The sequence below is a fragment of the Aquella oligotrophica genome (assembly GCF_002892535.1).
GTDB lineage: Bacteria > Pseudomonadota > Gammaproteobacteria > Burkholderiales > UBA11063 > Aquella > Aquella oligotrophica.
In genome coordinates this window covers 2,695,742-2,718,271 of record NZ_CP024847.1, presented here as the reverse complement: position 1 = coordinate 2,718,271, position 22,530 = coordinate 2,695,742, and the positions used below count along the sequence as shown (strand labels likewise).

The 22,530-nt window shown below is 36.1% G+C and carries 17 protein-coding genes and 3 tRNA genes; 10 read left to right on the top strand and 10 right to left on the bottom strand.

Annotated elements, in window-relative coordinates; all coding sequences use genetic code 11:
• Window positions 1–44 precede the first annotated feature (44 nt).
• Both tssB and tssC read left to right on the top strand, forming a co-directional pair.
• The gene (tssB, locus tag CUN60_RS12415) at window positions 45–530 is read left to right on the top strand and encodes a type VI secretion system contractile sheath small subunit (protein ID WP_102952346.1); all 486 of its coding nucleotides are present in this window, start codon (window positions 45–47) and stop codon (window positions 528–530) included.
• 14 nt (window positions 531–544) lie between these two features.
• Window positions 545–2,032: a type VI secretion system contractile sheath large subunit gene (gene tssC, locus CUN60_RS12410; protein ID WP_102952345.1), complete on the top strand. Its 1,488-nt coding sequence runs from the start codon at window positions 545–547 to the stop codon at window positions 2,030–2,032.
• Window positions 2,033–2,080: 48 nt separating this feature from the next.
• Here the strand turns inward: tssC and CUN60_RS12405 are convergent, their stop codons facing one another.
• Window positions 2,081–4,651, bottom strand: a complete 2,571-nt coding sequence (locus CUN60_RS12405) for a DUF2169 family type VI secretion system accessory protein (RefSeq protein ID WP_102952344.1) — start codon at window positions 4,649–4,651, stop codon at window positions 2,081–2,083.
• On the bottom strand, window positions 4,629–6,101 hold the full coding sequence (locus tag CUN60_RS12400; RefSeq protein ID WP_102952343.1) for a DUF2169 domain-containing protein: 1,473 nt from the start codon (window positions 6,099–6,101) through the stop codon (window positions 4,629–4,631). Before CUN60_RS12400 ends, CUN60_RS12405 begins: the two co-directional genes overlap by 23 nt.
• Window positions 6,102–6,335: 234 nt before the next feature.
• On the opposite strand from CUN60_RS12400, the gene CUN60_RS12395 reads away from it, so the two are divergent.
• The 6 genes from CUN60_RS12395 (at window position 6,336) to recN (ending at window position 12,119) form a co-directional block, all read left to right on the top strand.
• Window positions 6,336–7,601: an MFS transporter gene (locus tag CUN60_RS12395; RefSeq protein WP_102952342.1), complete on the top strand. Its 1,266-nt coding sequence runs from the start codon at window positions 6,336–6,338 to the stop codon at window positions 7,599–7,601.
• Between the two features lie 151 nt (window positions 7,602–7,752).
• Window positions 7,753–8,475 (top strand): pyridoxine 5'-phosphate synthase, encoded by a 723-nt coding sequence (gene pdxJ, locus CUN60_RS12390; protein ID WP_102952341.1) that lies wholly within the window; start codon window positions 7,753–7,755, stop codon window positions 8,473–8,475.
• Between the two features lie 2 nt (window positions 8,476–8,477).
• Window positions 8,478–9,089, top strand: coding sequence for a LysE/ArgO family amino acid transporter (locus CUN60_RS12385; RefSeq protein ID WP_102952340.1), 612 nt, complete (start codon window positions 8,478–8,480; stop codon window positions 9,087–9,089).
• Window positions 9,086–9,463, top strand: coding sequence for a holo-ACP synthase (gene acpS, locus CUN60_RS12380; protein ID WP_102952339.1), 378 nt, complete (start codon window positions 9,086–9,088; stop codon window positions 9,461–9,463). Before CUN60_RS12385 ends, acpS begins: the two co-directional genes overlap by 4 nt.
• A gap of 101 nt (window positions 9,464–9,564) precedes the next feature.
• Window positions 9,565–10,440: an NAD(+)/NADH kinase gene (locus CUN60_RS12375; protein ID WP_102952338.1), complete on the top strand. Its 876-nt coding sequence runs from the start codon at window positions 9,565–9,567 to the stop codon at window positions 10,438–10,440.
• 17 nt (window positions 10,441–10,457) lie between these two features.
• Window positions 10,458–12,119, top strand: a complete 1,662-nt coding sequence (recN, locus tag CUN60_RS12370) for a DNA repair protein RecN (protein ID WP_102952337.1) — start codon at window positions 10,458–10,460, stop codon at window positions 12,117–12,119.
• A 37-nt stretch (window positions 12,120–12,156) separates the two neighbouring features.
• On the opposite strand, the gene CUN60_RS12365 is transcribed toward recN, so the two are convergent.
• Window positions 12,157–12,969: a pyrroline-5-carboxylate reductase family protein gene (locus tag CUN60_RS12365; protein WP_102952336.1), complete on the bottom strand. Its 813-nt coding sequence runs from the start codon at window positions 12,967–12,969 to the stop codon at window positions 12,157–12,159.
• Window positions 12,959–13,663, bottom strand: a complete 705-nt coding sequence (locus CUN60_RS12360) for a YggS family pyridoxal phosphate-dependent enzyme (protein ID WP_279639069.1) — start codon at window positions 13,661–13,663, stop codon at window positions 12,959–12,961. Before CUN60_RS12360 ends, CUN60_RS12365 begins: the two co-directional genes overlap by 11 nt.
• Window positions 13,664–13,984: 321 nt before the next feature.
• Here CUN60_RS12360 and CUN60_RS12355 point away from each other — a divergent pair, with 321 nt between their 5' ends.
• Window positions 13,985–17,155: a beta propeller repeat protein gene (locus CUN60_RS12355; protein WP_102952334.1), complete on the top strand. Its 3,171-nt coding sequence runs from the start codon at window positions 13,985–13,987 to the stop codon at window positions 17,153–17,155.
• 29 nt (window positions 17,156–17,184) lie between these two features.
• On the top strand, window positions 17,185–19,890 hold the full coding sequence (locus CUN60_RS12350) for a hypothetical protein (RefSeq protein WP_102952333.1): 2,706 nt from the start codon (window positions 17,185–17,187) through the stop codon (window positions 19,888–19,890).
• A gap of 120 nt (window positions 19,891–20,010) precedes the next feature.
• On the opposite strand, the gene CUN60_RS12345 is transcribed toward CUN60_RS12350, so the two are convergent.
• The 6 genes from CUN60_RS12345 to zapE all read right to left on the bottom strand — a co-directional run bounded on the left by CUN60_RS12345 (window position 20,011) and on the right by zapE (window position 22,428).
• Entirely contained in the window at window positions 20,011–20,403 is a 393-nt protein-coding gene (locus CUN60_RS12345) for a hypothetical protein (protein WP_102952332.1), read from the bottom strand.
• 38 nt (window positions 20,404–20,441) lie between these two features.
• A complete protein-coding gene (locus tag CUN60_RS12340; RefSeq protein ID WP_102952331.1) occupies window positions 20,442–20,651 on the bottom strand; it encodes a hypothetical protein in 210 nt (69 codons plus the stop codon).
• Between the two features lie 352 nt (window positions 20,652–21,003).
• Window positions 21,004–21,079, bottom strand: a tRNA-His gene (locus CUN60_RS12335).
• Between the two features lie 31 nt (window positions 21,080–21,110).
• Window positions 21,111–21,187: transfer RNA gene (locus tag CUN60_RS12330), tRNA-Arg, on the bottom strand.
• Between the two features lie 46 nt (window positions 21,188–21,233).
• Window positions 21,234–21,311: transfer RNA gene (locus tag CUN60_RS12325), tRNA-Pro, on the bottom strand.
• A gap of 40 nt (window positions 21,312–21,351) precedes the next feature.
• Window positions 21,352–22,428 carry a cell division protein ZapE gene (zapE, locus tag CUN60_RS12320; protein WP_102952330.1) on the bottom strand — a complete coding sequence of 359 codons (1,077 nt, stop codon included), beginning with the start codon at window positions 22,426–22,428 and terminating at the stop codon, window positions 21,352–21,354.
• Between the last annotated feature and the right edge of the window lie 102 nt (window positions 22,429–22,530).

The following is a 22,530-nucleotide window of genomic DNA, read 5'->3' as shown; positions in this document are numbered from 1 at the left end:
AACAATTAAAGTATATTAGATGCTAATTTTAAAGGAACTAAATAATGGCTAAAGAATCCTCAATTGCACCCAAAGAACGGGTGAATATTGTATATCGTCCACATACGGGCGATGCTAAGGAAGACATTGAATTATCATTGAAGTTATTGGTGCTTGGTGATTTTACTGGTGATGTTGATAATCGTCCGTTGGAAAACCGTAAGCCAGTTAATATTGATAAAGATAATTTTGATGAAGTATTAAAAGCATCTAATGTTAAGGCAACTTTAAGTGTAGCCAATAAACTGTCTTCGGAACCAGATGCAGAACTAGCTGTTAATTTGCGATTTGAACAGATGAAAGATTTTAACCCAGATTCAATTATGCAACAAGTTCCTGAATTAGCCCAAATGAAAGAATTGCGTGAGGCATTAAAAGCATTGAAGGGTCCACTTGGAAATGTTCCAGAATTCCGTAAAAAAATTCAGGATATTATTAAAGATGATGGTGCTCGTGAGCGCTTATTAAAAGAATTAAATATTGAAGCATGACTAAGGAGTAGTGAATGAGTGATGCAGAAAAGCAAGTTGAAGGCGGTGCAGCAGCCCAGAATGCTGAGTCTCAGTCGTTAATTGATGAAATAGTTTTAGCGACCAGACTAAAGCCAGTTGATGAAGGTTATGCCGCGACCAAGCAAGGGTTACAGGCGTTTCTCGATGAGTTACTTAAACCTGAAAATGCAGCAACTAAAGTGACCCAAGGTTTGGTAGATGAAATGATTGCCCATCTTGATCAGAAAATTAGTATGCAGATGGATGAGATTCTCCATCATGAACATTTTCAAAAACTTGAATCAGCATGGCGATCATTAAAATATCTAGTTGATAAAACTGATTTTCGCGAAAATGTACGGATTGAGTTAGTTAATGTATCCAAACAGGATTTGCTTGACGATTTTGAAGATGCTCCAGAAATTAACAAGTCTGGTTTGTATAAAACCATTTATACCAGCGAATATGGTCAATTTGGTGGTCGTCCATATGGTTTAATTTTGGGCAACTATGAATTTATCCCTGGAAGTCAAGATATTAAGCTTCTACAGTCAATTGCTAGTGTTGCAACCATGTCTCATGCACCATTTATTGCTGCTGCGGGGCCTGAGTTTTTTGGGTTGGAGGATTTCTCAAAACTGCCAAATTTGAAAGATCTTAAATCAATTTTTGAAATGCCTCAGTATATCAAATGGCAGTCGTTTCGTGAAAGTGAAGATGCACGTAATGTTGGCTTGGCATTACCGCACTTTTTATTGCGTTTGCCATATGGTCAGGATACTGTTCCAGTTAAGAGCTTTAATTATAAAGAGACAGTGCTTGATAGTAATAAAAAATTTCTGTGGGGTAATGCAGCTTTTGCATTTGCTACTCGAGTTACTGACAGTTTTGCTAAATATCGCTGGTGTGCGAATATCATTGGTCCACAAGGCGGCGGTGCGGTAGAAGATATGCCAATCTATCAGTACGAAGCAATGGGCGAATTGCAAACTAAAATCCCTACTGAGATTTTGATTTCGGAGCGGCGTGAGTTTGAGCTTGCTGAGGAAGGGTTTATTGCCCTGACCATGCGTAAAGGTAGTGATAATGCTGCATTTTTCTCGGCAAATTCAGTGCAGAAACCGAAGATATTTGGTGATACACCTGAAGGAAAGCAAGCTGAGGCAAATTATAAGCTTGGTACTCAATTGCCATATACATTCATTGTTAGTAGGCTTGCTCACTATATCAAAGTTATTCAGCGTGAGAATATTGGTACTTGGAAAACTCGTGATGATATTGAAAATGAGCTTAATAACTGGATTCGCCAATACGTTGCTGATCAGGAAAACGTCTCTCCAGGCGTGAGAAGCCGTCGACCATTACGTAAAGCACAAATAACTATAGCTGATGTAGAGGGAGATCCTGGTTGGTATAAGGTTAATTTGCTAGTACAGCCTCATTTTAAATATATGGGTGCTTCATTTACTTTATCACTAGTTGGTAAATTAGATAAAAAATAGTAAATAAAAAAGATGCAGTTTAACTGCATCTTTTTTATGCTTAATAATTTAAATTATTTTGGGGCTAACGCCCATTGCAGAGAGTAAGGTCTGTTCAAGGTTTGCCCCAGTTAAGTCAGTTTGCCCCATACTAGCTTTGTAAAAATCTACGCCGTAAAGATTTGAATAGCGTAAATCAGTTGCTAGTAAATTGCTTCGCCGTAATGACCCCTTAAATAGGTTGATTCTATTTAAGTCTGCATGTTCAAACACCGCTTTTGTAAAATTTGTTTTTTTGGCAGATGCTAGTTCTAGTTTTGCTTTGGTAAAATTTGAACTACTAAAATTTGATTCATCAAAAATAGCATTACTAAAATCAGACTCTGCAAGTTGTGCGCCTTCCCAGCTGGCAAAATTTAGGTTGGTATTTTTAAAATTTGCTTTATAAAGGGAAGTAGTTTCATCTGCTCGCGAATAGCTAAGGTTTGCATCCTTAAAGTCAGTTGATTCTCCAGTAGCTCCAGCTAATTTAATCCCAGTAGCACTAGCATTATTAAATTTAGAGTTGTTCAAAATTGAAAGGGATAGATCAGAATCTGTTAGAGTTGCCTTCGTAAAGTTGGCGTTAGATAGGTTACAGTTTGATATTATACAGCGAATAAATTTTGATTGTTGTGCCACTATATTTTCCAGATTACTTTGATCTAGGTTAACATCAGTAAATTGAGCACCTAATAAAATATTTTTATTAAAATTACTGCTATTTAAATCTGAATTAGTGATCTTAACACTAGTTAAATTAGCATTTAGAAAATTAGCACGACCTAGATATGAATCATTGATAGTAGCATCGTTTAATGAGGTATTACTAAAATCTGCACTGTCTAGAAAGGAATTATTAAAAACTACATTGTCAAGATTACTATTTTGAAAATTCACATTGTTTAAAATTGACCGACTGAAGTCAGCGCCTTTTAAATCTAAACTGCTTAGATCAAAATTACTTAAGTCCAGACTGCTTAAATCTTTATTGCGATTGTATTTGGTCATTACATCGCTAGTGGTTAATGTTAATGGAGTTAGGACTGGCAATGGTATGGTAGCTTCATCAATACCGTTATTATCTATAGGGCTTTCTTCAGCTATTTCTGGTTCTTGTGCTACTTGGTTATCTTGTGAAATTTTATCCAGTTTTACCAAATTTTCTACTAACTCAGCAGCATTACCCTCTAATGGACCAAGTTGCTTCAATAAATCTGACAGGGGAGGGAGTTTACTCTCAGCTGACTGCGTAATTACCTTATCCAAATCTGCCTGAGTTAAATTATTTTTCTGCATTATATTTTGTGTGATTTGCTGCAATTCCTTCAATGCTTCCTCACTACTCATTTCTTTACTTTGCGGGTTGGCAGACATTGACATTATTTTTGCTGTTTGCTGTTCGGGATCAACTCCCTGTGCTTTTAGTTGATCTGAGAGTTTTTTCTGAATATCTTGTAGGTCTTTTAATGCTTTATCTAGTTCTGGGTTCTGTGGTAGAGTATATTCTTCAGCTACTGTTTCTTCTACTGGAGCTGATTCTTTTGCTATAGGTGGTTCTTCTATTGGAGGTTCCGCGACAGCTTCATTTTCTATTTGGTCGTTTAGAAGTAGCTGCTGTAAATAGAATTCAGCTGAACGAGGGGCTTCCTCTACTGATTCCCATACTGCATATAGTTGTAAAAGATCACTATATTCTTCATCAATCACATTTATATTGGCACGAAAAAGTAAGGTACCTACTTCCTGATTTGGAAATAACCAAAGGGTTTCTGCTTTTGTCGGAAGCTCCTTAAATACTTCTTCATTATTTCTGTTTTTCTGGGTGATGAAGATTCTTGCCCTCACCCCTGGTAGCTTTGATGTTTGTGTAGAGTTAACCGGATGCATGTTTTTTATAGTAAATTTTTCTGTACCCTGAAAATAACCTTTTAATTGCTGATCTTCCGGTGCGGAATTGAAGATTAACGGATCAGTTCCTTTTGGGAATTCAGGCCAGCATTCCTGTAAGTAGTTATTATCAATTTGCCCCATATATTGCATTCTTTGTGGCCAATTGATTGGGTAGGCATTAAAACCTGCTGGGTGTGGTTGATCACCTTTTCTGGTAATGGGGCTATTTGGATCCTCAATATTTGGTAAATAAAATTTCCCAGCCTCTGGCGCCTTATACCCTTTTCCTACAGGGTTTTCTGCACATCCATCCCCTCCATATGCATTTGTATAATCAACTGTTAGTTCCGTAAAAAATTCTGGCTTACTTGCGCCTATGGGCGTCCAGTAGCGATTACCGATTACAACTAATGACTTGGATAGCTGATCTATGGTTATATGTATTGCCATAGCTTGAACAGGCTTGCTAGAATAGGCTTTTCCATATATCAAATATTCACCACGAGGTTTGGGTAGTCCTAAATCAAGAATCTCATCTTTTCCTAGGTTTAGCTCTACTATTTTCCATAATTGTTGTTCTTCTAGAAGTCGTGGTTCATTCATGTTAAAAGAGAAGGTTGCAAAAGCACCAATAGTTAGAATATCTTGTTTATTTAGCAACTGAGTTCTAAACAATAGCGACATATTATTTGGTTTTATTGTTTTCATGTTCTTTATGATTATTCAGAGGGGCATTTTCAGCAGTTATATCTTCTTCAATCTCCATTAGTAGCTGATTGGCTTTATTTATTAAAACTTCTAGCTCCGGGGACTTAATTCCTGATTCTCTTAAGTAATTAATTACCTCTTCACCCGATGGGTAAGAATTAAGTCCGGATTGTTCCCGATGTTTTTTAAATGATTCAAGACTTTCATGATTAAGGTTTAATTTCTCCATTATTTTACTAACTTCCTTTTGAACTTCTATAAACATTGTGCTGAGCTCAGGGTCTTCATTTAAACTAGCATTATTCTGTGGTACATATTTTAATTCAGGTGGAGGTAATTGGATTTTATATTGAGAACATATATTGTTTCGGTTATTGGGTTCTTTTGGTGATAAATCTTCAGCTGCCATTGTAAACTGAATTTTGGAGTATAAATCGGCATTGGAGGGGGCTTCTTTATAGCGTTTTATGATATTGTTAGCGTAATATTCCAGTGGTCTTATTTCTCCATTGATTTCCTCTTGTTGAATCAAAAGAAACTTAATATCTTGTAGATCGTCGCTGTTGATTTTTATTGTTATTCGATATTGGAGTATTCCACATTCTAAGTTAGGAATTACCCACAGAGTATCAGATTGAATATTTAATTCATTAAGAACTTCTTTATCTTCTTCTGCTTGAATAGCAAATACACGCAGCCGCTTCCCTGGTAATTTTGAATTTATGCTTGGATATAGTGGGTGCATATTGGTAATCTGTATTGGTTCATCACCATTAAAAAAACCGGATAATCGCTGATCATTCGGCGCTGTATTAAAGTGTTCGGGAAGAATATCGTCTGGTATAGTTACTGAATCCATTTTAAAATCGATATTTGGATGTTGTATAAAGTGTTGACTTCTTTGTTGCCAGTTTGGTGGAAATGGCTCAAATCCAGCTGGTGTTACTATATCTTCGATTGAAACCAATAACTCCTCAGATGACTCAATGTTGGGAAGTAACGTTCCAATAGTTGCCTTATAACCAACTCCATCTGGGTTTAGTTCAAAACCATTACCACCAAATGCATAATTATATTTAATCGGCATTAAATTAAATTGCCTTGCAATACTGGCCCCATAATTTGTCCATTCCCGATGTCCAAAAACCATGAGAGTTTTAGATATTTCGCCTACCGATACATTAACGCTAAGTGCATGAACTGGCTTGGTTGAGTATGCCGCGCCAAAGACAAGAAATTCAGCTTGTCCCTTAGGTATTCCCATATCCCAAAAAGTATCTTCTCCCATGGTGTTTTTTATAATAAGTTCTAACTGCTCTGAGGATATCAAACGATTATTTATACTCAAACTATTTAGAGAAAAGCCTAAGGCAAGATTCAGACACAGAATATTATTATTGTCTGCAGAAATTTTTTTCAATTTTAAAAGGAAATTATCATGAGTTATCATTATAATCTTAACTATAAAAGTTAATGTTGATTGTATATAATTCTTATTATGTACTTTTAGCTAACAGCAGTCATTTAATTATACCATATGGGATTGATATGATAAAACTGCTTTTGGATTATTTGGCGGTTATATTTAATATTCGTGTTAGTTGTAGTCTTCTTTGATTTATATTTTGTTTCAGAACTAGTTAGTAATATTGATATAATATTCGATATTTCTTTGGGTAAATAAATGCATCCTCAATTTACGGTTTTATTAAATAAACGTTTGTTGTTAGTTCTATCTGGAATACTCTGTGAGTATTTTTTATTTACCACTTTTATTTTATTTTCCAAAACCATTAGTGCTGATTTATTACCAAAAGTATCTGTTTTGGGGCACCAATTGTTTACAATATCTGTACTGTGCCTTGCTGGACTTTCGAGACCCCTTGGCGGTATTTTATTTAGTTCTATTGGTGACTCCCCAATTCGCTACCGGATTTTTAATTTTTCTTCTCTGGTAATGGCTATTTCCAGCATGATTATTGCTTGCCTACCCAATGCGATATATTTTGGATTTTGGGCACCGATTCTTTTACTTTTTATTCGGATGTGTCAGGGCATTGTTATTGGCGCGGTTATTCCCGAGGCGATTTTATATTGCTATGAGCAGAGTGAGCCGCATAGTAGATTATTTGCTACCAATCTGGCTAATATGGCAACAGGTTGTGGCTTCTTGCTGGCAATGTTAAGTGCTGATTTTATGTATATCTTTCTGGATGAACATAATTGGCGGTATATTATGTTCGCAGTTTCAGCCATTTGTTTGTTACTTTTTATTTTTACCAAAAGTTACTTTATCAACTCTAAAGCACCACAGCAAACCACTTTAGGTGGATTTCATTCCATTCGGGATGTAATTAATGGACATAAGTGGGAAATTATTCGTCTTTTTTGTTTTGCCACATTCTTAACTAGTGGTGCAGCAGTATTTTTCTATATAATGCCTGATTTTCTTACCCAGTACTTTCATTATACTTGGACTGAAACCAGAATTTTTGGTATTTCAGTTGTTGTTTCATATTTGTTCGGGATGATAGTTGCGGTCTTTTTCCATGAATATATAAATAAGAATTTTTATATTTCTTCTGGGTTTATTTTTAAAGCTCTTCTAGTTTTTGTATTTCATTCTTATATTACGCATGATTTTTATGAGGTGCTACTATTAAGTGATTTTTGTTGTTTTATGTTTGGGTTTTTTGTTGCCAAATTACCAGTAATGATGATTACAAGCTTTCCAACTCATTTACGTTATGCTGGAGTTAGTTTGGTTTATAATACCAGTTTTGGGATAATGTTTGGGTTTTCGCAGTATATAATCGGTTTTCTGATTCAGAAAACACATAGTCTTTATATGCCATCAATGTATATTATCTTTTTTAGCTATGTTTCATTAATTAGTCTCTGGTTTATGTCAAAAGATACTTTTACTAGATATAATAACCATCAGAAATAGGGGGCTTTTCTCCAGTTTTTTTGGGTAGTATTGACTATATAAAGTTTTATCACTATATTTCTTTTCATTCTGGAGTTAATATCATTTAACCTGAGAATGCTTTTATCTATTATAATAATTAGTATTTAGTTCATATGGGGAAATAGATATCATGCCAAGGCTTGGAATTAATATAGATCATGTCGCAACATTAAGAAATGCGAGAGGTACAATTTATCCCAGTGTAATTGAGGCAGCTCTAGTTGCAGAAACTAATGGTGCAGATCTAATAACATTACACTTACGTGAAGATCGCAGGCATATCAAAGATCAGGATGTGTATATTCTTAGAAACTGTCTCAAAACTGAAATGAATTTAGAGATGGCAGTTACCCGAGAGATGCTCGAAATTGCTCTGCAAGTAAAGCCACATTTTGCTTGCCTAGTTCCTGAAAAGCGTCAGGAAGTAACAACAGAGGGTGGGCTTGATGTAGTCAGTAATTTCGCCCCTGTTTCGCAGATGGTGCAGTTATTGCAGCAACAGGGTATTTTAGTATCACTTTTTATTGATGCTGACCAGCAGCAGATTATTGCGGCAAAACAGACTGGTTGCTATTCGATTGAAATACATACTGGAAAATACGCTGATGCTGATAATTCAGTTCTGGCTAATCAAGAATTACAGAAAATAGCAATCATGAGTGAGTTTGCAGCAAATCTTGGATTAGTGGTCAATGCTGGTCATGGCTTACATTATCATAATGTAAAATCAGTTGCAGCGATTCCCCAAATTCATGAATTGAATATTGGACATGCTATAATTGCCCAAAGTATTTTTCATGGGCTGGGAAAAGCAGTCAGTGATATGAAACGGCTAATTGAGGAGGCTAGATAATCATGCTACAGTTTTTTACAACTCTTTTTGGTGGAACTCTTTTTGTTTTGGCGGTAATAGCCGGAATTGGTCCACAAAATCTTAATACCATGACTCATGCGATAAGGCGCAATCATGAATATGCCGTTGCTACGACCTGTTTTTTTGCCGATACGGTCCTGATTCTAATCGGGTGCTTGGGGTTAAAATTCACAGAATCAAAAGTTGTACTTTTACTTATTAATGTAGTTGGGATAGGCTTTCTTGGCTACTATCTTTGGGTTAAAATCCGGGGCTTAAATAAGCCTCATGATGTTAAATTTAGCCACGAAATTCTTGATAAGAAGTCTGCCATTTTACGAGCCTTGGCATTAACGTGGCTAAACCCATTGGTGGCAATTGATACACTTATCGTGATTGGTGGTGCATCAACTAATTATCATGGTATTTTTAATTTTGCGTTTATTGCTGGAGCTATTCTGGGTGATTTTATCTGGTTATTTGGCTTGACACTGATCTCAAGGACATTTGCTGAACGGCTTAATCGTCCATTGGTATGGTTATTTATTGATATTTCTACCATCCTTCTGGTTGCATATATATTAATTCGTATGGTTTCTTTCTTGTTTACATGATTTACGCAATTGGGCATGATATTGTTGAGAACCGACGGATTGAACATATGCTCTCGCGATATGGTAATCGTAGTTTGAGTCGGATACTTACACCGCTAGAGCTGGAGCTTCTTGAAAAACGGAGTGACAAGATAAAATTTGTTGCCAAGCGGTTTGCTGCTAAAGAAGCATTTGCCAAAGCTTGCGGTACAGGATTACGTGAGCCAGTACTACTTTCAAATATTAGTATTCTTAATGATGAACTAGGGAAACCCTTTTTTAAACTAGCTAAAATACTAGATGAGTGGCTTTTAACGAGAGGGATATTGCGCTGTCATCTGAGCTTGAGTGATGAGCGAAGTCTTAGTAGTGCAATCGTAATTTTTGAATCCTAATTGTAACTAGTAAGCAAGAAGCTTGGCAACACAACCTAGGATGATGGATCTGTTTGAGTGTGGTTTTTGAATGCATTGTTAATGCATAGTTATGGAAGTTAATGACAAATTTTACAAATGTTGCCATAATTGGTCGGCGAAATTCTGAGTATCTAGTAGAACAAGTTACAATGCTGGCAAGATTTCTGCAAAGCATCGGCTGTAAAGCTTATATTGATTCCAGTGTTTCTGGTGAATTAGACTGTAGTGGATATAAATGTGGTGATTTACAGCAATGGCTTGATATTATTGATTTAGTAATAATTATTGGTGGTGATGGAACTATGCTCTCTGCTGGACGTGAGATTGTTAATTATAATATCCCAATCGTGGGAATCAATCAGGGGCGTCTTGGTTTTATGACTGATATTGCTATTGAAGATATGATTCAGGCGGTTAGTGATATTCTGGTCGAACGTAAGTATCGTCAAGAAGAACGAACCCTATTGTCTGCTCAAGTTCTACGCGAAGGTAAATTTGTTTATCAGTCTTTGGCACTTAATGATATTGTTATTTCTCGTGGCGAAATTGGTAGTATGATTGAATTTGAAATGAGTGTTGATACCGAGTTTGTCCATTCACAAAAATCTGATGGAGTGATTTTTTCAACTCCAACGGGTTCAACGGCTTATTCTTTAGCCGCTGGAGGACCTATCCTTCACCCTAACTCAAAGGTTTTTTCAATAGTTCCAATCTGTCCACAGTCAATGTCAAATCGTCCGATTGTTCTTAGTGATGATGTTGTTATTGAGTTGATTATTGTCAAAGATACTCCGACTATTATTCATTATGATGGTCAGGAATATACAGACTTGCAATATCTCGATAAAATTGTAATAAGTAAGGCAAAACGCCCATTGAAATTATTACACCCGGTAGGATATAACTATTATCATACTTTACGTACCAAGCTTGACTGGTCAAAACGAGTTTCCTGATAGATGTTGAGGTAAGAATGCTAACAAGTTTGCAGGTAAAAGATTATCTTTTAATTGATGAGTTGGATATTGATTTTTATTCTGGCTTAACGGTTATTACCGGAGAAACTGGTAGTGGTAAATCGATTTCGATTGATGCGCTAATGCTGATTTTTGGTGCTAAAGCTAGTGCTGAAATGATCCGTTCTGGACAGAAGCAGGCTTCATTTACTGCCACATTTCAGGTTGATAGCGAGCTGATTCTTAGCTGGCTAGCTGAGCGTGAATTTATTGATGATAATCAACAAAATATAGTTATTTGTAGACGCGTAATTGATGCCAATGGACGTTCCAAATCCTTTATAAATAGCATTCCGGTTAATTTGAGCATATTAAAAGAGCTTGGTGAGATGTTACTTGATATTCATACTCAGCATGCTTCAATTGCGCTTTTAAAGCCTGAAAATCAGCGTAAGCTACTTGATGAATTTGCTGGTGTTACTGATAAAGTCACCAATTTGGCAAAAGTATTTAGTGATATTAATAATGTAAAACAAAAAATCGAGAAAGCACGTCAATTTAGCCAAGATATACTAATCAGGCAGGAAATATTAACTGAAAAACTGAATGACCTGAAAGAACTTGATCTTGCTGAGGGTGAATGGGATGAGTTACAGATTAGGCAGAAGCAGCTAGCCAATGCTGGTTTTTTATTGCAGGAGTTAGACTTTGCAGTAAATCTGGTATCTGGAGAGCAAAATTCAATAGCCGATATACTTGGAACATTGGATAATCGCTTAGCGAAAATTAATGATTATCTGCCAAATAGCCAGCAAATTAGTCAATTAATTAGCAGTATGGAATCAGAAGTAGCTGAACTTGAGCATGAATTACAGCTCGTTGCAAATAAAATCGAGCAGGATCCTGAGCAACTAGCAATAGTTGATGCACGGATAGATGAAATTTATAGTCTGGCTCGTAAATATCGGATACGTCCCGAAGAAATTCAAGAACATCAACAGATTTGGCAGCAAGATTTAGATAATTTATCTGCCGAAAGTGATTTAGATAAGCTTTTACAAGAGCTTGAACAAAAAACTGCCAGCTATATGCAACTTGCTATAGAAATTTCTGAATCTAGGATTAAAACTGCAAATAAACTAGGTAAAGAAGTTAGCCAATTATTAAATAAACTTGCGATTAATGGCGAATTTAAGGTTAATCTAACTAAATTAGAATTAATGTCTAGCTTTGGTCTAGATGATATTCAATATCAGGTATGTTTTAATAAAGGTATGCCATTACAGCCATTGAATAAGGTTGCATCCGGTGGTGAATTATCCCGGGTTACTTTAGCTTTATATGTTATTTTGAGTATTAATAATCCGCCCGAAGTAATCGTTTTTGATGAAATTGACGTTGGGATTGGTGGTGGCGTTGCCGAAGTAGTTGGAACTTTACTTGCTGAACTTGGTAAATCGAAGCAAGTGATCTGCATTACTCATCAGCCTCAGACTGCTTGCTGTGGTAATTATCATCTTCGCGTTAGTAAGGAAGCAGCTAAGAAAACTAGTTTTTCTAGAATAGAATATGTTTCTGATGAGTCAAGAATTGGTGAAATAGCACGCATGCTTGGCGGATTAAACATTACTGAAACTACGTTGCAGCACGCTCGCGAGATGCTTGGAAGTGGGGTGTAACATACTTCCCCACTTTAAGATTGCTAAAACCTAAGTTTTAATTAAATTCTTTTGCCATTTCAAGTGCTCGGTTATAGCAATTATCCATTGCTTGTGCAATTATGTCATGTAATCCATTCGTTTCAAATGTTAGTATTCCCTGTTCTGTAGTACCTTTTTTCGAGGTAACTCTTGCACGTAATTCTTCGATGGCAATATTTGGATTACTAGTAATCATCGCGCTGCTGCCCATGACCGTTTGGTTCACAAGATTTCTGGCATCAGTCGCAGTAAAGCCATATTTTTCAACTGCATGATTTATGAAACCTTCGATAAAGTAATAAATAAAAGCCACTGTGCTACTAGTTACTGGCAATACTTTATCCACAAAGCTTTCATCTTTTGCCGGATAAATTATTCCTATTGCTTCAAAAATGCTATAAATAATTGCTTTTTCCTGATCAGTAACTAGCTCTGGGCAATATATTGCCGTTGCTCCCAAACCAAGACTTGCGGGAGTATTTGGCATGGTTCTGATTACTCGTTCATTTCCTGTCCAGTTTATGATAGTTTGACTAGGGATTCCTGCCATTACTGAAATGATTATGCAATCCTTTATTTTCTCTTTAATTGCATTGATGGCTTCCTTGGCATGCTGTGGTTTGACAGCGATAATTAAAATATCATTTTTATCTAAGGTGCTATCCAGGGTTTGCCAGATCTGGAACTCTGGGTAGTTATGAGAAAGTTCTTGTGCTCGTTCATTATTATTTTGAATTATCTCAATTTTAAATGCCGGGTTATTTTTTAGTTTGCTAAATATAGCCTCAGCCATATTACCACCACCAAAGAAAACAAGTTTATTTGTCATAGTTACGTTCTCCAAAAATTTTACTACCAATTCTTATCATGGTTGAACCACACTCAATTGCGATCTTATAGTCATTCGACATGCCCATTGAGAGGTGCTCTAATTCAAATCCATTCTGGTTAAGCTGATAAAGATATTGAGAAAGTAGATTAAATTGTTGCTTAAGCAGCTGCTCATCCTTAGTATTACTTGGCATACCCATCAGTCCTTTTAATTTTAATCTGGGTAAATCAGTGACCACCTTTGCTAATTCATAAATTTCAGCATAGCTTTTTAATCCACCCTTACTTTCTTCATTACTAATATTAACTTCAATCAGGATATTTAGTGGTGGAGAGTCCTCTGCTCGTTGATCATTAAGTCGTTTGGCGTGCTGAGGTGTAGTTAGTGTATGAACCCAGCTGGCATGTTTGGCTATAAGTTTTGTTTTATTGCTCTGGATAGTTCCAATAAAATGCCAACTAATCGAGTGGTTCTCCAGGTTTATAGCCTTACTACTCATTTCTTGAGCATAGTTTTCACCAAAGTCTTGTTGTCCCGCATTAATTGCTTCCAGTATTGCTGCTTCAGAGTGTGTTTTACTTACTGCAATAAGTTTAATCGGTCTTATGGTAGAGTTAATTTCTTGTTTTAGGGCTATAAGATCATCATTTATATTTTTCATGTTTGCTTGTTGGTTTTTCTTATGGAAGATTAATTATAGCATAGTTATTCAGGCTATTTGAAAGGTAGATGTTATGTCTCAGATAGAAAACTAATAGTACATTAATGAAGCAAGAGTCGGTTAATTATTAAAATCTACAATTAAACTGTGATTACTCATTCCCGTCATTTTTGGACGGTTTTTATTTTTCTACTCTTCATGTAGAATAGCGTTCAATCAAATCTTTCATATTGAGTCTATTGAGAAAGTTTTTTCAGTATTCGATCATTACAAAATTAAATGGTGCTTTAACTATATTGTGTTAACAATGTCTTATTTTTGATCAATCAATTTTTAATGGGAAGCAAGAAATTGAAAAACTTTATTATATTTCTATTATTTTTATTGCTTAGCGCATGTAATAATGGAAGTGATAATTCAAGCATCACGAACCATGCTTCAGCAAGCAATTTGTCGCAATTAACAATTGATTACGTCTCTACTATCCCATTAATTAATGATCTATCAACTACAGTGACAATCTATGTTCATAATAATACCGATGATGATATTAACAATATTATTTACACCATCAATAAAAATACTCAAAATAGTGGCGGCATGCCAATCATTAGTAAAGCATCACTTACTTCATGTGCTCATATTCCAGCTAAGTCACGTTGTGGGCTCGAAGTCACTCAACCCTCATTTTTATTTGATGCACCAAATCAACAGTCAGGTTCTTTGCAAATAAATGCAGATTATCAAGTTAATGGTTTATCTTTGAGACAATCACGGATTATCAATTTTAAACAAGTTAAACCAGATCAGGGGGTCTATTTCTCGGACGACAATATAGCTTATCAGGGTAAAGATGCAGCTGGAACATATTTAACCACTTTTATCTACAATAATTCTAATAGCAATTTAAATCATATTCTGGATATACGTAGCTCAAATCCAAATGTTTCAGTTATTGATAAGATAGATTATTTAGCCTCTTATCAAATCAAATCATTAGAAGTAAAAATAACAGCAAATAGTTCGGTGGTTAATGCAGAGCTTGAAGCAACTATTGAAAATGAACTAACAGGAAGTCAAATAGTTAAATCAGCATTACGATCTACGCCGGTATTTGGTGGTTTAATAGTAACAGGCACTCCGGAGATACTGAATACCGCTTTAGGCAATAATGGTAGTTTTCCAGTTCAAAATGTAGGAGACACTAGCCTCACAATGCATATTACGTCCACAGATGGGATTAATCTTACGACGGGTAGTAATGCTTGTGGCAATAATCAAGAACTACCGTCTGGTGATACTTGTATTATTTATTACACTGTGCCAGATACTAACTCTGGTAATGGAATAATTACCATCGATTATGGGGGTAATCAACAAAATCAAACAACAATTAATTGGTTTAATTCGAGTGGTAGTGCTTTACTTGCTATGCAAGAAAGCGTTAGCTTGATTATTTTTCCACGCAGTAGTACTTATACAGAAAGTGTAACGCTGATAAATCTTGGTGGATACAAATTAACTAATCTAACTTATACCGTAGAAAATAATACTGGCAGTGCAGTAGTGAATATTCCTGCTGGAGTATGTACGACTCTTGCGGTCGGTCAAAGTTGTAGTTTTCAAGCTGTATTTAGTAGCCAAATTGGTGATATAGCGGAACAAAGTTTGGTTATAAGAGCTACAGGTAATTATTCTAATAACCAAGTTTATAGCCGCGTAATCGGAGTTAGGTACTGGATAACTAGACCATCCGCTGTCTTAGTTGCAGAGGGGGGTAGTGTAAGTCGTCTTGATGTTGAAAGTGATTATATTCAGCCATTACTGGCTGCCAAAACTAAGCTATTAGGAGTTTCTCTCAGCAGTTCTGGTAATGCAGTTGCAGTGGGAGATGATGGTGTGATTTTATACAGTGAGAATTATGGTGAATCTTGGACACAGGTTTCTGCTGGGATTAGAGCCCCTATAAATAGCGTATCCTGTAATGGAACAGTTTGTATTGCTGTTTATGGTTCTGAAGGCACTGTTGATAAAGGTATATTACGATCTATTGATGGTGGCAAAAATTGGAATATTGTGAGGAGGCTTAACTCCAGTGGGCTTAATGGTCTGGTTCCGAATGCTGTTCACTGTGATGAGTCAGGAATCTGTATTTTAGTTGGGACGGTAGTAGGTAGTAGTTCCTCCATAAGTCTTCGTTCCACCAATAATGGTGTAACTTGGACTGAATCTAATAATAATCCAGGAAGTGCGGTAAGTTCATTTGGGCGAACATGGATTTATATCATTAATAATTCGACCATAACTAGAATATCTTTTAATAGTCAGGGAAATACTTGGGGTAGTTCTGGTACTGGAGCTTCTATTTTCGTAAGTTTATGGGGTGTTGCCTGTAAAGATGAAAATATTTGTTTTGCCGTTGGTGGGAGTGGAACAATTCGACGAACTAGCAATGCCAGTAATATTGGACAGGCTGGAGGGGTAAATTGGAGTGGAGTAGGAGTTGGAAATGTTCGTTACAATGCCGTTAGTTGTGCTAGCAATGCTTGTATTAGTGTAGGAAATAATGGTGGTCTTGCAAGGACTATTACAACTGATGGTAGTGAATGGGAAACACGGACTGCATTAGGTAGTAATAATCTAAATGCGATTAGTTGTATTGGTGATCGTTGTTTGATAGTTGGTGATAGCGGAGTAATTTATACTTCAAATAATTCAGGGGCAACGTGGAGTCAAATAAACTATGGCGCAGATAGTCTTAGTTCGGCTAGTTGCAGGGATGCGATTAACTGTGTATTGGTTGGTGCTTCAGGTAATGTAGTTTATTCTAGTGATAATGGCATTAGCTGGCAGAGTGCGAATTCCTTAACAACTAATAACTTGAATAGTGTTACTTGTTTATTTGGGACATATACCTGTCTTGCAGTAGGAGATGGGGGAGTTATTCGTCGATCTTCCAATTTTGGCAGAATCTGGTCAAGCATTGCTTCTCCAATCACAAATAATTTAACGGCTACGAGTTGCTTTGATAGTAAATGTTATGCAGTTGGATATAATGGAAAAATAATTACAGCCAATACCAATAATTTTGTTTTTACTGAGCTAACCAGTGGTACTGGAAATCGGCTTAATGGTATAAGCTGTAGCAATGCAAATACGTGTATCGCGGTTGGTAATGGAGGCATAATTCGTTTGACTTCAAATGGAAGTACCTGGAGTGGAATTGGCTTTGGGACAGCTGATTTTAAAGGGGCAACGGTTAATGCCCAAGGGAAATTTTTAATTATACGGCAAGGTAGTATTCTTCTTGCGAATGATCAGATACCAGCTTCTGGTAGTTCCAGTTGGACAGGTGTATATAGTGGAGCTAATGATGTCAATACTATTGCTTGTTTTGGAAATATCTGCGTTGCTGGTGGTCAAAATGGTTTACTCTTAAAATCATTAAATGGGGGTCAAACCTGGGCAAATGTAAATTCAGGTAATACCTTAGCTATATTGGCTAATACAGTTTATAACTAATGGGTACAATAATTTTAGAGGACTTAAATATGATGTTAATTAAAATCAGGAAGAAAATAAGCCTAGTATTTCTTGTCTTAGGGTTGAGTTTATTGCTTAATGGATGCGGTCAGAGCTCAAGTGGAGGGGCGACTAATACTAACACTTCCTCCAATTCATTCATAAAAGAATTATCAGTTGATAATATGGGCACTATTCCATTATTAGGAACCAGTAATACCCGGACTTTAACGTGGGTACATAATAATAGTGACGTTACCATTAATAATATTAAATACGATACATTTACCAATTTAAATGACAATGAACCTATGCTTGATCCAGATTCAGTTAATAATTGTAAATCGATTAAGGCACATCAATCTTGCCCCTTAACAATTAATGGTATAAACAGACAAAAGCCATATTCAGGGCTAATTAAGCTTGAATATGAATATGATGGGAAATTAAAGACAAACTCCCAATCAATTAATTTTGCTCCGGTGGCAACTCAGAAAGAAGGCGTATTCTTTAGTTCCAATGTTGCAGTTAGCAGTGTTGCTAATAATAAAGGATACGGTGTATTTTATGCTTATGCTACTGGTGATAACCAAATCTATAATATAAGCTCCTTAAAAATTGGTAATAATGGAGCCGTGATTACTAATGGTAATATCAGTAATCAGCAAATTCAATCTGGCTTTGTTCAGGCAATAGAAGTTAGCGTTTACAATGCTAATAGTAGTTATAATATCCCAATTACAGTTGATGCAACTTTGGCTACAATGCAATCGGTTACCAAGCAAGCTCGGCTCTTCAAAAATGGCAACCTTAAATCAGCTAGTTTTTTGAATACTGCATATGTATCTGCGTTGCCTAATAATGGTGCGGTTTTGATCTCATCCTTACCGCCAGTACTTAATACAGCAGAGGAGTCGAATCATTCATTATATTTTGTAACTAATATAGGTAATAGCGATGCTAACATTTCAGATATTATTGCTACTAGCGGTATTACCATTGAACCTGGCAGTAATCAGTGTGCCTCAGGTCCTCTAGCCGCAGGGGACAGCTGTAGCGTACACTATAGTGTAAGTATGAGTACTCCAACTTCTTCAACGAATACTATTAGTGTAAATTATACAGGAGGAGCTACAGGTTATAATAATAGTAATCAATCAATTTATTGGTTTAATGGCAAGAATTCTGCTATGATATCAATGATTGCATCGGCTAACCCAGTAACTTTTGTTCAATCAATTGGTACGAATGTTACAATTACCGTTACTAATGTTGGTGGGCTTCCCCTAGATATCACAAATACCCCAAGCTCAAGTACTTACAGTGGAAGTGGCGTAGCTAACGTGTTACCATCTGGAAATAGTTGTACTGGTTCAACCTTGAATTCGGGGGCAACTTGCAGTTTTATGATTAATGTAAATGATAACGTCGTTGAGGCTGAAAAGCAAATTAATGTCTACTTACAAGGTAGCTATTTTAGTGGTGGTACTACACAAAACTATTCAACAGTCATGCCTCTTTATTATACTTCGACCTCATCACAGCCTATCTTGGTTATTACACCAAATCCGGTAACGTTAATGTCAGTAGTAGGAAATGACATTGAAAGTGTTACCCGCAATTTAATAATTAGTAATGTGGGAACTGAAACTGCATTTTTTGATAGTATTGGTCTTGCCGATAATCCTGCATTCATGTCCACTAGTAATGGTGATGTTCCATGTGGAGCCTCTCTTGACGCGAGTGAAAGTTGTTCTGCTATTGTAAAACTAGGTCCAGTTTCAAGCGCAACCGAACAAGATGGTATTGCTCATTATCAGGCTACTTACACAGGCTCAAATATTGTGTCTGCTCAAGAAAGTAATAATATTCCGTGGCAAGTTACTCCAAATGAGCAGAGCTTGACTTTGACATCAGTAACTGCTTCTGGTAATAGCAGCGGTACAGGTTCATCTAGTGACCCGTTAGTTTTTAGTGGTAGTATCCCTTCCTCTAATCAAACTATTTCTTTACAGTATACCAATACTGGTACACATGCTCTTACTATTAGTGGTTTTCAGAATGGTAATTTGGGATATGCATGGGGTATTAGTAGCAACTCATGTACCACTAATACAGTTTTAGAACCAAGTGATACATGTACTATTGTTTATGTAAATAATTTAAGCACTTATAATCAAGCTGCATTTGGGTCTTCTTCAGTATTGGTAACATCGAGTTATACTGTAAATTTACCAGTTCCTGGCTTTGTTGTGATTGATTATTCTTCGATAACTCCAATGCAATTCACAATACAGCCTGATTTAAGCACTGTTCTGCCTGATACTGCTTCTTTAACTGAGGTGAGAGCAGAAGTTCATCTTGCTACCTTAACCAATACGATAACTATAAATAATCAAGGTACGCCCGGGGCATTTTTAACTGTAGCCCATACTCTTGCTAATGCTAATGGTTACCCTGCTATTAGTTTATCAACTATGATGGAAAATTATTTTGCAAGTTATTCGCTAGACACTCAGTGTTCAGCTAATAGTAATAATGGAATTATGACTGAACAATGCTTATTGTCACCTGTAAATGGTGTAGTTAGTATAGCTAATACGTATAGTATTAATTACACTTTATTTGCAACGCAGTCAGCAATATTAAATGCTATTTTTACTTTGGATGATCTTACTTATCCTTTAGCTATGAATACTAATGCTGCACAAGCTGAAATTAGTCAAATTCCATAATCCACGGCTTTAAATAAGGAGCCTTCTTGAATTAGAATGGGATAATTATGGGTTAAGATTATTTTAGAACGATATTGCAAGTAGGTGCTATCTCATTATTATGAAATAGCACCTATTCGGTTAATGTTGTATTCTATTAATGGGTTGGTTATATTTATTGACAATAAAACCTATTATAATTTTATCTTCATTGTTTTCGATAATTGAATGGACTGGAACATCTAGTACCTGTTCGAAGTTATGTGAAGTTTCTCTTAGCAATGATATTTTGCGATAAGTACTTCCATCGGGAATAAGATTTAGGCAATAGTGCCCAGTATCCATTATCATATTTTGTTGTTTAATATCAAATTCTGCTTGAAGAAGTCCCTCATTATTGGTATTGATGTTTGTTATTTTTGTCATGAATAGTGGCATGGTCATATTCCTTTCGGTTAATATGATACTATCCAGATTGTTGGTATTTTGTCTTTTTAACTCAAAGACTAAAGAGCCAGCTATTTTGAAAGTCATTTGTAAACTCCTTCCTTTCAACTAAAGCTTAATATTCTTTACTGTATTTCTGATTTACGATTTCGTTTTCTGGTTGAAGACTTTATCTTTGCTAGAGTTACCGATGTCGGTTCCTTGCTCTTATTGATAAAAGTAACGCTTAGTTTTCGCATCAGATCCTGATGGATATGAGATATACCTTCATTTGAAATATAGGCATCCAGTGGTGATAGTTCTACCGTTTGTGGTGATGTAGTACGCTTATTCATAAAAACTCCATAGCTAAAATTCATTTGTATATGCATTAGAGCCTGTTTACTAAGTCCCAATGAGCTACGAAATATGACCAAATGGCTAAAAATTTATAAAATTCTCGTTAAATAGAATAACTATTCGCCTCAAATTTAATAATTTTTTATTGCATTTATCATGATTTCTTGCTTGCATTAGACTTAGCAAACAGGCTCTTAGATTTATTTTCGTGCGGTAACTATTATTGCATAAATTTGTAAATGATTTTGATGCACTGCAAAGATGCTATAAAATACAAGGCTTATTTGGAAAGATGATGTTTATTATATATGAAGTAATTAATATGAAGATAAAATAATTGGGTAAGAATGGGGTGGATAATCGGGCTCGAACCGACGACAACCGGAATCACAATCCGGGGCTCTACCAACTGAGCTATATCCACCATTGGATAGCTAAAATAGTTATACTTTGAATGGCGCGCCCGACAGGAGTCGAACCTGTAACCCCCGCCTTAGAAGGGCGGTGCTCTATCCGGTTGAGCTACGAGCGCAAAATCACTCTCGTCAACCACGAAATTATACGGTGATTTTGATAGATGGTCGGGGCGGTGGGATTCGAACTCACGACCCCTTGTTCCCAAAACAAGTGCGCTAACCAGACTGCGCTACGCCCCGAATGACCATAATTTCTAACTAAGAGAGCGGTATTATACGGTTATGGGGCTTTATCTGTCAAGTTCTTTTCTAAATATTCTTGCGTTTGCATCTCTTCAAGCCTACTGATGGTTCGCTCAAACTCATTGGCGAAATCACCGCGACTATAAATATCTTTAAATGGAACAGAGCTTGAGATGGCAAGTTTACGGTTGCTGTCATAAAGGATATCAATAAGCCAAGTAAATCGGCGCGCAACATCTTTTTTGTCGGTAGTTAGTAGGCTAATATCACTGATAATAAACCACTGGAATTTTTTTATCAGCTCCAGATAATCTAGCTGGCTACGCATGTCACCACAGATAACATTAAAGTCAAACCAGATGATGTCGTGTCCCTGTTTGATATAGCGAATATTGCGCTTACAGATTTCAATACTACCAGCGGTGGTACTTTGTTTATTATTGTTTATTCTCAGGAAAATCTTGTCTAGTTTATTTACTGCCTCAGTATCGTTCATGATAAATAGTTGATTTACCGAATCATTAAATAAGCGATAATCCTGTTCGGCATCAAGACTGCGTATAGTGAGACATTCTTTTAGGACTTCAATCGCGGGTAAAAAACGTTCGCGCATTAGCCCATTTGGCCAGAGTCCGTCGGGGTGATAATTTGACGAAGTAACTATATAGATTTTATTGGCAAATATGCTTTCTAGCAATCGTTTCATAATCATGGCAGTGGCAATATCACTAACATGCATTTCATCTAGATAGATAATATCATAATCAGATTTCAGCTTTTTGGCAATAATGGCAAGTGGATCATCGACGTTTGATAAATTTGCTAACTGGCTATGAATATCCTGCATGAATTCGTGAAAGTGTTTGCGGGTTTTTCGGGTGGTATTGGTATGGTCAAACATTGCATTCATTATCATTGATTTACCGCGTCCAACTCCACCATAAATATAATATCCTAATTTGTGGTCATTTCTAAATAGTCGCGTGATAAAATTGAGGCTCGCAAAATTGGACAAGAATTTATCTAGTTCTTTAATCAGGTTATACTGTGCCTGATCATAGTTTAATTCTTTACTGTCTGTTTGCTTTTGGTACCATGAAGTTAGCTTTTGCATACGAAATATCTGTAATTATTGAAAGTTAAAGTTGTTAATTGTAAATTATGTTTGATGATTCGTGCAATATCAATTTTTAAACAGAATTTTATTAGGTTAGTT